At 67.6% G+C, this 14,090-nt stretch carries 14 protein-coding genes; 1 reads left to right on the top strand and 13 read right to left on the bottom strand.

Annotation, left to right across the window (positions count from 1 at the left end; translation table 11 throughout):
• Positions 1 to 539 precede the first annotated feature (539 nt).
• A complete protein-coding gene (locus IE265_RS34650; protein WP_190039743.1) occupies positions 540 to 1,436 on the bottom strand; it encodes a hypothetical protein in 897 nt (298 codons plus the stop codon).
• 451 nt (positions 1,437 to 1,887) lie between these two features.
• Here IE265_RS34650 and IE265_RS34645 point away from each other — a divergent pair, with 451 nt between their 5' ends.
• Positions 1,888 to 3,270 (top strand): PIN-like domain-containing protein, encoded by a 1,383-nt coding sequence (locus IE265_RS34645; protein ID WP_190039742.1) that lies wholly within the window; start codon positions 1,888 to 1,890, stop codon positions 3,268 to 3,270.
• A 297-nt stretch (positions 3,271 to 3,567) separates the two neighbouring features.
• On the opposite strand, the gene IE265_RS38790 is transcribed toward IE265_RS34645, so the two are convergent.
• The 12 genes from IE265_RS38790 to IE265_RS34595 form a co-directional block, all read right to left on the bottom strand.
• Positions 3,568 to 3,750 carry a hypothetical protein gene (locus tag IE265_RS38790; protein WP_229916884.1) on the bottom strand — a complete coding sequence of 61 codons (183 nt, stop codon included), beginning with the start codon at positions 3,748 to 3,750 and terminating at the stop codon, positions 3,568 to 3,570.
• Positions 3,747 to 4,160, bottom strand: coding sequence for a hypothetical protein (locus tag IE265_RS34640; protein ID WP_229916883.1), 414 nt, complete (start codon positions 4,158 to 4,160; stop codon positions 3,747 to 3,749). The genes IE265_RS38790 and IE265_RS34640 overlap by 4 nt, the downstream gene beginning before the upstream one ends.
• A 368-nt stretch (positions 4,161 to 4,528) precedes the next feature.
• A complete protein-coding gene (locus tag IE265_RS34635; protein WP_229916882.1) occupies positions 4,529 to 5,707 on the bottom strand; it encodes a hypothetical protein in 1,179 nt (392 codons plus the stop codon).
• Positions 5,613 to 6,101, bottom strand: a complete 489-nt coding sequence (locus IE265_RS39545; RefSeq protein ID WP_229916881.1) for a ParB/RepB/Spo0J family partition protein — start codon at positions 6,099 to 6,101, stop codon at positions 5,613 to 5,615. Before IE265_RS39545 ends, IE265_RS34635 begins: the two co-directional genes overlap by 95 nt.
• 230 nt (positions 6,102 to 6,331) lie before the next feature.
• Positions 6,332 to 6,793: a hypothetical protein gene (locus tag IE265_RS34630; RefSeq protein WP_190039741.1), complete on the bottom strand. Its 462-nt coding sequence runs from the start codon at positions 6,791 to 6,793 to the stop codon at positions 6,332 to 6,334.
• Positions 6,794 to 6,956: 163 nt separating this feature from the next.
• The gene (locus IE265_RS34625; protein WP_190039740.1) at positions 6,957 to 7,322 is read right to left on the bottom strand and encodes a DUF3846 domain-containing protein; all 366 of its coding nucleotides are present in this window, start codon (positions 7,320 to 7,322) and stop codon (positions 6,957 to 6,959) included.
• 187 nt (positions 7,323 to 7,509) lie between these two features.
• Entirely contained in the window at positions 7,510 to 8,148 is a 639-nt protein-coding gene (locus IE265_RS34620) for a hypothetical protein (protein ID WP_190039739.1), read from the bottom strand.
• Positions 8,149 to 8,452: 304 nt separating this feature from the next.
• A complete protein-coding gene (locus IE265_RS34615; RefSeq protein WP_190039738.1) occupies positions 8,453 to 9,313 on the bottom strand; it encodes a hypothetical protein in 861 nt (286 codons plus the stop codon).
• A 707-nt stretch (positions 9,314 to 10,020) separates the two neighbouring features.
• Complete coding sequence (locus tag IE265_RS34610; protein ID WP_190039737.1) at positions 10,021 to 10,242, bottom strand: hypothetical protein; 222 nt, start codon at positions 10,240 to 10,242, stop codon at positions 10,021 to 10,023.
• A gap of 215 nt (positions 10,243 to 10,457) precedes the next feature.
• Positions 10,458 to 10,922, bottom strand: coding sequence for a hypothetical protein (locus tag IE265_RS34605; protein WP_190039736.1), 465 nt, complete (start codon positions 10,920 to 10,922; stop codon positions 10,458 to 10,460).
• Positions 10,923 to 11,130: 208 nt separating this feature from the next.
• Entirely contained in the window at positions 11,131 to 12,282 is a 1,152-nt protein-coding gene (locus tag IE265_RS34600) for a DUF932 domain-containing protein (protein WP_229916880.1), read from the bottom strand.
• 542 nt (positions 12,283 to 12,824) lie between these two features.
• Positions 12,825 to 13,217, bottom strand: a complete 393-nt coding sequence (locus IE265_RS34595) for a hypothetical protein (RefSeq protein WP_190039735.1) — start codon at positions 13,215 to 13,217, stop codon at positions 12,825 to 12,827.
• Positions 13,218 to 14,090: the final 873 nt, after the last annotated feature.

Here is a 14,090-nt window from a genome sequence, read left to right as displayed (position 1 = left end):
ACCGACCACAATGCCCCGACCACGGTCACGATGGGAACACGAGAGCTGTGGTCGGCCCGACCGCGGTCTGGAATTGTTCTTCGTGTGAGGACGTGGGCAGCGCTTGAGGCTTCGCAGTCTGCGTCTGAATCCCTGTTAGGCAAAAAGGCGGGGAGGATGCCGCACAAGTGCCCGGGGGCCGGCCTTCGTCAGCGGTCGCCTCGTCCTGGACTGGGCGTGCAGAACCACGTGTGGCGTAAGGGTTCTGCCCCATCGGCGGGCCCGGTGGCGCCGGTCGACGCCGATGGTCGGGGCGGCCCTTCACCGCTCCTCTCACCGCTCCTCGACCAGCAGGACAGGGGGAAGGGGCAAAGGGGGGGGCGAACTTGCCCGCGCGGCTGGCGTCCGAACGGAGCGATGGCCGGCCCGGGATCCGAGGATCCCGGTGGGAGGTTGACAGCCTCCCCCGGCCATCGGCCGACACACCCGGCCCGCCGGGGTCACACGAAGGAAACCCACAGCCGGGTGCCGTACATCGTCAGGATAGCGCCGGCAGCGCGCTACCTCCGTTCGTGCGTGTTGTCCGCCTGCAGGGTGCCGCGGGCCTCGTCGATCGCCCTCTTCCATGCAATGGTGCTGCCGTGGCCGGGGTGGGACTCGGCCAGGACCTCGACGGTGACCGCTCCAGGGTCGGTGGCCGTGCGCAGGGCATGCACGGCTGCTGCCATGCGGCGCTCGTCGAGTTCGGCGCTGGTCGGGATCTGCTGGCGGGCATGTGCGAGAGCGGCGACCCGTCGGCGCTTGTAGCGGTTGCTGCTCAGGCCCCGGTTGCTGCGGAGGACGTCGTCCGGTCTGGCGAGCTCGGGCAGGATGCCGCGGGCGATGGCTCGGTTGAGTTCCAGGTGGTTGCTGTAGCCGAGCATTGGTGCGGCCTGCTTGGTGTCGAGCAACTCCTCCGGGTCTCCGTTCTCGGCCGGAGGTGCCGCCTGCGTGCGGGACTTGCTCTGGGTGTTGCCCGGGCCGGGACGCTGGTCGATCCAGTCGGCGACGGTGCCCAGATACCAGGAGCGGCGAAGCCGGCCGCCGTCGGTGGTCTCTGCGACATCGGGCTCGGGGAAGTACCCGGGCCGGTCCTGCAGCCAGCCGAGCAGGGTCACGGTCCGCTTGTGGCCGAGCACCTTGGCCACCTCCGACGTCGACATCAACCGATCGCGGGGGCCGGTGAGCAGACTGTGGCGGACGGAGGACTGGGACGTCTTTGCCGCGCGGTAGGCCGTCAGGAAGGGGCCGATGGTGCCGCGCTTCCACTGGCGGCGCCGGCCCTCGATCGCGTCCGGCTCCGGGCATCCGGTGGTGGTGCGGTCCCGGTACAGCTCGCTCAGGCGCGAAGGGCTGAGACCGAACTCGTCGTGGATCTGCTTGGAGTCCAGGAGTTCGTTCTCGTCGGTGCCGGTCATCGTCTTCCTCCAGGAAGGCGTGGTGAAGGGCGAAGGGCCGTGCGGGCCGGATGGGCGGAGGACGGCGAGGTCGTCGGCAGCGGTGACGCGTATATCTGGCGGGTGCCGTCGACCTGCATGCTGGTGCCCTCCTTTCGGGCGCGATCTCGGTGGGCCGTTGCAAAATTACACCAGTGCCAATTATTCGATACTAGATATACGAATCCGTGGTTGGCAAGCTGTAGATCGGGATCCTCGCTGACGGGTCAGTTGCACGTCATCCGGGCCCATGGGTACTTCGCCGTGGATCGCGTCGGATGACCAGCCCTGGCGCCCGTTGATCGGCAGACGTCCGGGGTGTCGGAATCGCCGCTGTTTCCTCGGTCGCAGTGGTTCGATCCGGTCCTAGACTTTCCCCCGCGCACCCAGCCGGGGAGGGCTGATGCGCCTTACGATTCCAGGGGAGCGTTTCATGGCAGCAGCGCCCACCACGTCCGACCAGCCGCAAGTGCGGGGCGTTTTCGACTGCGACGAGGCCCATCGCAGTCCACTCCGATCCGACTACGAGCGGATCTTCGATTCCGGTCTGGTCGTGCTTGACACCAACGTGCTGCTCAACCTATACCGCTCGAACGAGAGCACCCGCCGGGACACCCTTGCCGCCCTCGCGAGGCTTCGCGAGCGCCTATGGGTTCCACACCAGGTGCTCACTGAGTTCTGGCGTAACCGCGAGTCGCCGACCGTACGCCATCACCACGCAACCAAGGCCAATGAGGCGAGCGCCGCGCTCGATAAGGCGGTCAACGCGGCCCGGACAGTAGTGACCACCTGGCTGAACGCCGTCCAACTCAAGGACAACGAAGAGGCTGTAGAGCGGACCGACCGAGACCTGACCGAGCTCGCCGAAGCGGCCGGCAGCCTCAAGAAGTTCATCCGGGCGCAGGCCGAGTGCGACGCACTCAAGGAGACTGGCACCACTCACACTGACCCGGTGCTCAAGGCCCTGGAACCGCTTCTGCACGGCCGGGTCGGCGAGCCGCTGCCGTCGGATGAATACGACAAGGCCGTGAAAGAGGCGCAGGAGCGCGCCGACGAGGGGATACCGCCGGGGTACGAGGACTTCCGTACCAAGGAACCAGAGCTAGCAGCCGGTGACTACCTCGTGTGGGTACAGCTCATGGCGGAGGCCCGGCACCGCGGATGCGACGTTCTACTGGTCACGGGGGACGTGAAGAAGGACTGGTGGACCAACCGCGGATACGACATCCCGCCTCGTCCTCGTGCTGAACTCCTCCAGGAACTGCGGGAGCAGGCCGGGGTAGGGCTCTACATGCTCACTCCAAGCGAACTGCTCCGCTGGGCCAAAGAACTCCTCGAACTGAACGTGGACGAGGGATCGGTCCGCGACCTGGAGCAACTGGGCGAGGCATCGGCCGACAAAGTCTCCGAAGATGAAGCCTGGACGGCGGAGTCGCTGGCGGCGTTCATGGATGAACTGATGAGGCGTTATCCATCCCGAGTCAAAGCAATTGTTGCGGCTGCGGCGAACGGCGGGTTCGTGGACCGGGAGACGGTGTACGAGCTTGCCAGCTACGACGAGACACGCAGACTCCGCGGCTTCACCCAACCGATCGGCACTCTGTCGAGGGATCTGCAAGCGACAGGTGTGCTGACAGGAGGGGAGCCGTTCCTGCTTACCACTGTCTACGGCCACGCCACCGACCCTTCCTGGGCGAAGGGGTTCCGCATTCCCAGCGGGGTGATTCCCCTGCTTCGGAGCAAGTACGAGGGAGGCGACCTGTGGCAAACCCGAGACAGCGGCGAAGCTGGGAGCGAACCTTCCGACAGGGGCTAACAGACAACGGCTAGCACAATGAGTTACGCGATCAGGTGCCCACCAGCGCGTCCGCGCCATCAACGGCGCCGTCCCGACGGGAGTCGGGTGGCGTCAACTCGGGCAACCCGAGTTCGCTTTGGGCGGCCATACCAGAGGGTTCGCCCTCCCGGTACCGTCGTCCGCCCCGCGGTACACGCAGAAGTTGTCTGCAGCCGGTGGACGCCCCGATGCTCCGGTTACGTGCCCCACGGTCACCAGTGCCTCACTGAGGCAAGCGAGCCTCAACCGGATCGGCAGCCATTCGCAGGGCGGGGTTCACCCATCGTTCTCCAGGTCGAGTGCGCGGCGCAGCAGCTCGAGCAACTGCTTCGCGTCTGCGGGCAGGGCGGCCTCGCGCAGCAGGCGCTTCCGCCGGATCGGGACAGCGAGGCCGATGCCTGCTGGCGCACCAGGTACGTCCGGTTGGGCTACGAGGTGATAGTCGGCGGTGGAGATCATCTGCGGGAGGCATGGCCTTGGTCGGGGTCGCGTGACGGGCAGGGGCACGATGGATCGGTGCAGGGTCTTCCAGCGGGGTGGCTGGCCAGTACCGGAGCGCGGCGGTAGTGCATGGCAGTGCCGTTGAGCATCGGGCAGTGCGCGGCCGCGTAGGGCAGGCATTCCGGGTGCAGAGCGGGTTCGGGTGAGTAGCCGCGGGCCTGGTCGGCCGGTCGGACGATGAGGAAACACCGCTCGTCCAATTTGTGGCCGCAGATTTGGCACAGGTGGTCGCGGTAGGCGCGGAACACGCGCTCGGCGTCGAGGCTTCCGAAAGCGGCATGGCCGTTGTGGATCATGGAGACCCAGGGCACGATGAGCCCGCCGGCCAGGGGGCGGTGCGTACACCGCTGGGGTATCGCCAGATTCATGCGGAGATCGATCCTTCACAGACTGATCGGATCCGGCCGGGCACGCCCGTGCCCGGCCGGATCGACAGGGTGGGATGGTGGGGTCGTCAGACGCTGGACCCGTTTGTGAACGGCGCTCAGAGACGGGCACTTCCGAAGTGCACTGCGGTGGCCGTCCTTTCGCCCGCTTGTCGCGGATCTCGCATCTGCGGTAGCCACGCGTCGCATTGCTGCGGGCACGGGTGGTTCCGAAGGCTGCGCGAGCGGTCGCGCGGTGGCGCCAACGTTCCGATGGACAGATGCTGTCGGGCACGGCGTGGTTCTTGGCTGTGGCGGAGGTGAGACGGTCGGGCGCGGCACCTCCGTTCGCAACGCCGCGACCGGCAGGCTCAGGCGGCCAGGTCGGTGACTTGGTCCTCGTTCTCGTCGTTCGGTTGGGGGAGGTACTTGGTGACGGTGAGTTCCTCGACGTCGGACAGTCGATAGCCCTCCGCTTTCAGGCACAGCAGGTAGGCGGCTTGGTGGCGGCTGAGGCCCTGCCACGTCTTCGGCTCGCGCATGCTGTACTCGAAGGCGGCGGCCACCTGAGCGAAAACCTGGTGCCATCCTTTGGCTTTGCCCAGGCGGGCGACCAGGTCGTCGAACGGATCGCCCTCGCGGCTGGTCCGGGATCGGTCGGCGGTGGGGTCCGGGACCCCGAGGAGCTGGGCGACGGACTCGGTCTCGCCCTGCTCACACCACTTTGCGTACAGGTAGGGCGGGCTCATCACCGTGCGCAGGGCGAACTGCCGCACGGGTTCGGGCAGAGACTTTCCCTTGCATAGCCGCTTCACGAAGTCCTCGCGGACCGTTCGCGCGGTCTTCCACGCCTTGTTGCCCGCGATGGTCCGCGCCCGTGCCTCCTTGTCCTCCTCGCTCATGGATTGCTTGGTCGGCTTGGCTCCTGGGCGCAGCTTGTGGCCGTATGTGGCGGGGTCGGAGCAGTACCAGACGGGCTGGAACTCCTCATCGAGGCGGGCGGCATGGCCGGAGCAGTAGGCGTGCTTGTCCGGCGTGAGCGGCGCGCCCAGGGGTGTGCGTAGCTCGGTCAGCGGTCGGGAGGTGTCCTTCGTTCCGTACGGGAAGTAGTCGGGCAGCAGAGGGACGTCGGCCCTTTTCAGCCCGTCCAGTGCCGTCTGACGGGCTTCGGCGTCGGCCTTGGACTGCCGGAGCCGGGCCAGGGCTTGGTCCCAGTGGCCGCGCCCGCCGCTTTCCTCGGCAGCGTCCTTCGCGTGAGCGTCTTCCAGTATCTGAACGGCCCGGGAGACGTTGCCGACCTCGGCCATTTCGGCCATCTGAATCAGGTCGAAACCCTGGATGCTTGCCCGGTGGAGCTGGGCGTCGTCCAGGCGGGCGGCCTCGCGCGCCGCACGCAGCTCCGCCCGCTTGATCTTCAGGGCGCGGGCCATCTTCTCGCGCTGCTCCTCGCTCACATCAATGAGCGCCAGCGTCTCGATGGCCTTGACCCGGTCGCGGTCGTGCATCTGGTCTCGGTGATCGTTCTCGATCAGAGACAGCAGGTGCGCCATCGCGTCGTTGCCTACCAGGTCCGGCCCGGATGATCGCGGGGATTTCACGCGTGGGCCTGCCCTCGGCCTCGGCCGTTGCATTGGCGGTCTGCTGGGCCTGTGCTCGGCGCCATCCCTTGAACGCGCCGTACGTCCCGTTCTCCAGCGGGCGGACGTGGATGGGGTCCTGTACGCCGAGTTCGGCCACCGACGCCCTGAGGTCGTCGTCAGGGTCGGTGCCGGTGGTCCGGGCGTTGTAGTCGTCGCGCACGATCAGGGCTGGGTCGAGGCGGACGATCCGGTCGTGGGCTTCTTCCACGGGCGACGGCTTGGGCCGCGCGGTCTTCGGGGTTGCGGCAGAGGCGGCTCTGGTTGGGGTCGTCGTGGTCTTCTTCGCCGGGGAGGCGCTGGGCATGGGGTACTCCTGTGCTGGTGGTGCTTGACGGGCCGGGCACGTCCTGGCCCGTCCGGTCGGCCGGTCAGGCCGTGGGGTGGTTGTCGACTGTGGTGACCATGCGGTTGTCGGGCCCGCTGGAGTCGGTACGGGAAGGCCGCAGACTGCGCGTACGAGTGAGCACGCGTGGTCTTGGACGGCTGGCAGCGGTGCGGATCAGCTCGGCGGCGTGGGGAATGCCCTCGTGGCGCTCAGTGGCGCGTGCCGCCCGATGCGGTCGTGAGTGGGGTGCCGGCCTGGTAGTCCGTGTCCGGCTCCGGCGGGGTTGGTTCGCCAGTGGCGGGGTCGATGCAGTACGCCGTGTACACGTCGTTCGCTGTCATGGGGTGGGGCCACCCGTTGGTGACGGACCAGCCGCGTAGTACGGAGGTGCTGGTGGTGGTGTACGTGCGCGTGAAGATGGTCGCGCCTCGGAAGGCGATGGAGGTCTGTGCCAGCAGGTGACAGAACATCAACCAGCCTTCGTAGTCGGCGTCCACGTGGTCCTGGTCGGGAGTGCATTCGATGGTCGTTGACGCGGAGGCGAAGCTCCCGAGGGGGGTATACGCGCTGCACAGCAGGTGATGGTGTCCGGGTCCAAGGGCATCCAGTAATGCCCCGAATGCCTGGGCTGCGGTCTCGAACGGATCGGGCAGGGTGGTGGGGTCGGGCATGGCACTACTCCTCAGGCTGAGTGGTCGGGGGTGAGGGCTGGGCTGCTCGGCAGTCCGCCGGCGGTATGGCGCAGTGTGCCGAGTCGGCCCCTGGGTGAGTCGGTGGTGGAAGGCTCGTCCCGCAGGAGTCGCGTGCACGGCCGGGCCCGAGGACCCGGTGCTGTCACAGGTCTTCCAAGGTGAGCAGCAGGCCGATGAGCTGCTGCCTCAGCAGCGGCAGGGTGTTGCCTTCCGCGTCGGGCCCTCCGGTGAGCAGGACGGGGCCGTGATAGTGCTGGTGCGTGAAGCCGAACCGTCGGGCGAGAGCCGTGGCTGCGGGATTCACCGGGTGGTTGTACAAGCCTTCGTCGTCGATCCACATGTCCCACTGGCGGGTCAGGGCGACGACGTCGAATCGGTCGCATCGCAGGGCCGCGCGCAGCACGACACTGCGCTCGGCGCTGGACTTCTCGTCATGGCCGAACGGCACGTCGAGTGCGACGAGTTGTGCTCCGCAGGTCAGGAGCAGGGCGGAGGGAGGCTTCATCATGGGTGCTTGTCGTGCTCGTTGCGCAGGAGGTGGTCGGCCCGGCACGCGGGAGCGCGGGTGCGGTTCGAGGGGGGACCGCACGAGGCTCGACCGCGTGCCGGGCCGTGGGCGGCCGGGCCCCGAACGAAGGGAACGGGCCCGGCCGGTCTTGGCTCGCGCCGTGTCGCGGTGATCGGCGCGAGGCGCGTCAGGTTACGGAGGGCCCGTAGGTGCGGAACCCGCCGTGCCTGGCGGCATGCTTGAGGTAGTCGATCCACTCGGGCCACCAGTCGGCGTCTTCGATGACCTCCGCAAGGAGCGCGGGGTTCGTGGCCCTGCTGGCCTCGTACGCCCTGAGAGCCGCATGGATCTCTCCGGGGGTGACGGTCCAGCCCTCGTCGCCGCCGAGCTTGTGGGCCGCGATGCCCTCGGGCTGGGGCGGTGCCCAGGACAGCCGCTCCGCCAGGGCCCTGCGGTACTGCTTCACCTGCGCCGGAGTCGTGTCGTCCGCTGCCGGGGCGAGAGCGGCCTCCCCGGCGGTGGTTCCGTGCTCCTCGGGTGCGGGGCGGTCTGGTGGCTGCACGGCAACCAGCATGCCGAAGTGGTCCATGAGCGCCCGGCACTCACTCATCGCCCAGGTCGTCAGGTAGAAGTGCGTGGTGCGGACTGCCTCCATTGCGTCGTAAGCCCTGGTGACCGCTGCTTGGACTGCCTGGTACTCCGGGTGGCCGTACGGGAGGTCGAGATCGTCGCGGTGCTCCACGGCGGCGTCGAACGCCCTGCTGGCCGCTTCGTACGCTGCGTCCTCGCCCTCTGGGGAGCGTACGAGGTACGTGTCGTAGCCCATGCCTGGACTTCCCTTCGTGTGGATTCGGCGCCTGCCGGGACGTCACCCCAGACAAGTTCGATACTAGATTAACAAGCGTTGTGGGTCGGGTATTCCCTGGATGGCGGCGGCGAGTTGTTCAGAGGGAGGAGTGCAGGTCATCGCTTCTCCGCGTCTTCTCGGCCCTCGCGCTCGGCCTCGCGGCGCGCGTCGGCGGCGGTGTATCCGGTCGTGCACCATGGACGGCAGAACCGGCCAGGCGGTACCTCGCACGTTTCGCACGTGTCGTCGAAGTCCTCGGGGCGCCACGCCCGCGGAGAGCCGCTCAGGCCGGGGAGTTCCTGCTGCGCGCGGTCAACGGAGTATCGGCAGCGGGGTGCTGCCGGGCGGCGCAGCGGCCGGCTCGCCTGCGCGGCCGCTGCTGGGCGCGCAGGGAAGCGATCTCGTTGCGGAGGCGACCGACCCGATCACGCTCCTCGCGGGCTGCACGCTCGGCGTACTCGGCGTATGCGGGCATGTAGTCGGCGCGGCTTGCGAGCGACCCGCGGTAGTTCATCAGCACCAACATCAGCACCGGGTGCGGACGGGCGGTGAGCCACCGGGCGGCCGTCCACCAGTTGGAGACGGCGACGCGGGCGTTGCGGCGGTTGTCCTGAGCTTTGCGCTCGAAGCCTGCAGCCTCAGCCTCGCCCCGACGTATTGACCAGTCGAGGAAGCGCAGCAGGCCGGGGGTCTCACGCTCGCGGGAGGCATCCAGCAGACGGTGAAGGTTGGGCCCGTGGGCGACGTCCTCGGCGCAGGCCTGCATGACCAGGGCGAGGGTCTTGGCCATCGTGCGGGCAGGGGCGTTTCCGGCCGCTGACTCCACGGGGGTCATCGCGGTGTGCTGGTACGGGTAGTCGGAGTCTGTCCACCGCACCAGGCCACCGGTGTAGCCGGTCGCGCTGCCCCGCCTGCGCGGCAGCGACTCGCCTGGCGCGGTTGCCTCCATGGCGTTGACGGAGCCGAGGCTCACGCGCAGCGCGGTGAACTGGTCCCAGCGGCGCGGATGATGGGTGCCGGTCACGTGCACCCAGCCGCGCAGCGCGCCCGTCACTGCGTACACGACCGCGTCTGTGCCCCGTGGCTGGGCGGTGGCACGTACCGTGCCGGACGGTGTGTCGATGGTCAGGATGTCGACGCTCACGATCAGAACTCCCGGCGGTCGGAGGGAACATGGGGCGGTGGGCGGGTCCACCGCACCGCGCAGCAGGTGGGGCCGAGGGGCGGTGGGCCGGGAGCCAGTGACGAGCCAGCCGGTCGGCCGCGCCCGCTCGCCCGGGCGGGAACGGCGTCGGGGAGGCCGCGGTGTCGGGCCCCGCAGCCTGCGGGGCCCGAGGGGGCCCGGCAGCCGGAAGCGAGTCGGTGCGCTGTGGGCGCGCGGGGTCGCATGTCCGGCTGCCGGGGGCTTGGGGGAGTCTGGGTCCGGCGATCTCACGGAGGCGGGTGAGGAGCGCTTCAGCGGTTCCGGTGTCAGGCGGTCCACGCCGTCCTTGTAGGCGTACCGCCTGGTCCCGAGCGTTCAGCCGGTGACGTGGGCATCCCAGGCCGCCGCCGCACATCGTTGTGCCGCATGAGGGCTCGTCCTCGGGGGCGAGCGGCCTGCCATCCGGCTTCGGGAACGTTTGCGGTGAGTGCAGGTCGGGGGCGGTGGGGCGCGCCCCTGACCGGGTGGTTCGCGTAGTGCTGGTGGGACTCGAACCCACGACCTCAACGGCCTGTGAGCCGGCACTCCACCAACCTGGTCGAGCCACAGGCTTTCGGCGGGGAGGTGTGTGGGCCGCGCCCCGGCTGGGCGGGGCGCGGCCCTGGAAGCGGCCGGGGCGTGCGGGGGGAGGAAGCCCCGGCCGCTGGTCAGGTGAGCAGGATTCGTCCTAGCGTCTCGTCGATCAGTGCTACAGCTTCGTCGTCGGGCATGTCGTCGAGTCTGGCGAGCGCCTTGAAGTCGATGTCCACGTCCAGGTCCGCGAGCTGCTGCTGAGCGACGACGAACTCGATCACTTCCTGTGCGCTGGCGCGTTTGCGGATCTTCGGGGCGATGTTGGGGGCGGTGGGCTGGTGGCTGTCGGTGGTCATATCTCCTCCGTCGTGAGCCGGTCGGGGCGGCGTGCGGGTGGACGCGATCGGCCTTGCACTGGCGGCGCCATGCGCTCTTGGCGCTTGCACTTCCACTGAGCTGCGGGCCCTTGGGGTGGGCCGCCGCCCCGGTGCTGGGAATCCGGGGCGGCGGCCCGGCGGCGGCCAGGCGTGGGGGAGAGGACTGGCCGCCGGACCGGGGCGCGCAGCAAGGGCTACGCCGGGGCGGATGTCGGAACCGGGAATGCCGTTCGATAAGTGACGGAAGGCGACTCAGGACCAAGCGTTTCATGGAAGGCGTCGCGGACCTGGTCGGCGGTCAGCGGCTTGAGCGCATGGCCGTCGACCATCCAGGCGCGCACCGTTTCCTCGCCGGTCGGCGATGTCGTGCCGAGTACGACGCTGCCCTTGGCGACGATGAAGCCGAGGGCTACGACCTCTGCTACTGCGGCCGCATCAGCGAAGACGCCGCTCCAGAGAGCGTCAGTGCCTTCCCCGATGACGTCGAACCAGGCATAGGCGATGACAGGCTCAGCGTCGCTCGGATGGACAGCGGTGCTGATCAGGTGCCTTCCGGGACCTGCCGTCTTCATCAGATCCGTGATGGTGTCCACGGCATGCGCGGTGACCGACGCCAGGCCTTCCCGGGCCCGGCTGGACGAAGAGTTGTTGGGGGCCATGGGGTGTCTCCCCTCGTGTTGTTTCGGCGACAGCTGGGGGCGTCACCCCCCAATCGGCACATTCGATACTAGATAATGCGTGTCGTGAAGTCAAGCCCTGCCAGTCCCATCTCACGCGTCTGTGAGCGACACCTGAGCGCCGATCCACAGGCTTGCCGTCCCCGCAGGAGCGGGAGGCCGCCGCACTCCCACGGGGACTGGCTGCCCGCTACGCCGCCGCGGCGATGCCCATGGCGGAAAGGGCCTGCGTCTCCAGCTCGTAAGCCGCATCCCCGTCATCGAGGGTCTGCGCGGTAGCGGTGATGGCCTGCATGATCCCGCCCGCCGTGGTCTGGCCACCCCTGATGAAGTGGCTGAACACGGAGTCGCGCACACTGTCGGGGAACCGCAGCTGCTTCGCCACCAGTTCCACGGCCTCGGCCGGGCTGGTGATCTCGTGGCCTGCTTCCCGCTGGATGTCGGCCAGCTTCCGCTCGACGTAGTCGCGGTTCATGAAAGTGGCGACGGCGTCACGGGTCTGAGCGCTGATCAGCGAGAGATTCCTTTCCTGGGTGTCCTGGGAGAACTCGACGATTCCCTCCGTCATCCGTGCACCGAGGTGCACCTTGCCGAACGCGTCCTTCGTGATCGTCATGCCGTTGCCGCACACCTGCGCGACGATGCGGGGCGTGATCGCGTACTTGCCGCCGCCTACCTCGCTGTTGGTGAGAACGAATCCGGCCGAGACAAGGGGCAACTGATCGCCCGTCTGCCCGGTGAACGGCGACCGGTACCCGCGCAGCAGCTCGGGAGCAAGCGCGGCGACGTGCTCGGACTCAACCCGAACGATCATGCGCCGTTCCGTGAGGTCGCCTCCCGTGATCTTCACGGGATGCCCTGACTCCCGGATGCCCGCCAGTACGGCGGTGAGCATGTCCAGATGGTCAATGATCTTGTAGCCGTCGGAAAGCCACGCACGCAGTACGCCCGGCTCGCCCTTGAAGGCGCGGAGCAGGAAACGGCGGGTGGGCTCACGCTGCAGCCAGCCATTGACGTTGAGGTCGTACAGGTCGACTGCTTCGGCGCGCATGCGGCGCAGGTAAGCGGCAGGGATCCTCAGCTTTTCGGCAATCCCCTCGTCTGCCACGGCGGTGGGGCGGTAGGCCCCATCGGCGCGTGCCACGCCGCTGGGCGTCAGTACCGGCTCCACGCCGGCCACAGTGAGGTTGCCAGCAACTGAGGTGATGGCAGCAGCAGGGGCCACCATGTCGATCTTGGCGTCCTGGTCCCGCTCCAGGGTCTGGAGCAGGTCATCAAAGGACGCATTGCGAGTGTCCGTCACCGCGGCGCGCGCGGTGCTCTGGTTGGTCTCGTGAGCCACTGGGGCTCCCCCTTCGTGCTGTTCGGCGTTCTACCGGCGTCACCCGGTAGACTTCGATACTAGATAAAAATACCTGAGAATGCAAGCGGTGCGAGTTGCTCGCACCTGAGGGCGGTGGGGGCGGTGAGCGGTCGGGGTGACCTCTGCGCTGGGCAGCGTTCGGACCGCGAGTCATGAGCATCTCGGGGGAGGCTCCTGCTCTTCCTCAGAGCCTCTGCCCCCCGGCGGGCGGGCAGGTGCCCCGATCGCCTGGCGGCCGGCGCCGTTGCGGCCTGGCGCTGGGCGGCCACGCGCGGCCACCCAGCGCACCCTAGGGCGTGGTCACTTGTTCTCGAAGAACCGCGCAACCGCCTTTGCGATGTTCTCGCTCTGGCCTCGGGCGCGGCCCTTCCTGTACGCGTAGCAAGCGACTACAGCGACAAGAAGGATGATGACATTCGGGCTCATGACTTCCTCGCTGACCGAGTGCGGGATGAGGGCTCGGGGCCTGGTCTCCCGAACGGGGGCGCAGATGAGATGCGGCCCCCGTCCGGGAGTGTCTGTCAGGAAATCCCGTAGAGCAGATCTCCGGCTGAGTCACCCCACCGCTTCATTCCGTCCACACGGTGCGGGTGGAAAGGAGCCCAATACGTGGGCGGCACCCGGAGGAATTCGCGAGCCTCGTGCAGCTCAATTTCCATGATCTTGCCGAGAATTCGGCGGTACAGTTCCACATCGTCGCAATCCGCGACAACGATGGGGAATTCAGCGTACGTGGTGATTTTCTCCGGGTAGCCTTCCGGTGCGAAACTCCGCTCCGACCTGTGCGCGGGGAATGTGAACCTGACTTTCACCGTGCCCTCGAACCGGTGAGTATGGTCGTCGGCGTCGATCGTCCAACCCGGCTTGTAGATCAGCTGATTGATCAGCTGCACTGCTGACGCTGCCTCCATCACGGGGCTTCCCTTCGTGTTCGGCGTGGCTGCTCCGGCGTCACCCGGAACAACTTGCTGATTCGATACTAGATAATTATACGCATGATCACAACCCCCGCAAGCAGGTAAGACGCAACCTGATCGAGCGTCACCTCGTGACAACTCGCGCGCCAACCCACGCGCCAACTGCTGCGCCTTCCCCTGCGCCAACTCCTGCTGAGTGCATCTCAGATCTGGACCATCACACCTGCTCAGCCGGGCAATCAGGCGTGGTCGCTGCACTGACATCCCCTCAGCTACCACCTTCCCGCACCGTAGAAATGAGTAGAGGAATGGAGGCGGGTGTGGTCGGCGCCGGCTTCGGGGGCCGGGCTGAGCCTTGTCGGTGGCCGCGCGGCGTCCGGGGCCGCCGCCGCTCACAGATGGGAGCCTGGCGGCCCGTCAGACGCCTTGTAGAGCGTCTGGGGTGTCGGGGCGCGAGCGGCTGTCGGAGGCCGCCCATTCCTTATCCGATCCCTGACGGTCTCTCAATCGTCATAGCGTCAGCCTGGCTTGAGCCTTCTGGTTCCAAACCATCTATCGGTTTTCGTTCTTATTGGGTCCGAAGAGTTTCAGGACGCCCGTAACGAGCGAATCGGTACAGCAGGGGTACAGGGTAAGCCCAGAATCGATCCAGGAGAAAAAATGACGCATGAGAATCTTTTCTGAGATCGACTCCAGCCAGGACCTCAAAAGGAAGGAGCGAGCCTGGCTGACCCAGCCAGCTGTTTTCTGACAGACACGCACGGAGTGCGTGTCAGGTTCCGTACTGGACTGCGGAGCATTCCAGTACGGAACTGATCCGGCGTTAGCCGGATCGCCGGATCGCGGAGCGAATCCGGCCAGCGGAACGGA

This window comes from Streptomyces fructofermentans, from assembly GCF_014651055.1.
Classification (GTDB): domain Bacteria; phylum Actinomycetota; class Actinomycetes; order Streptomycetales; family Streptomycetaceae; genus Streptomyces; species Streptomyces fructofermentans.
Note: the sequence above shows the minus strand (reverse complement) of the source record. Positions and strands in the feature narration are given on the sequence as shown.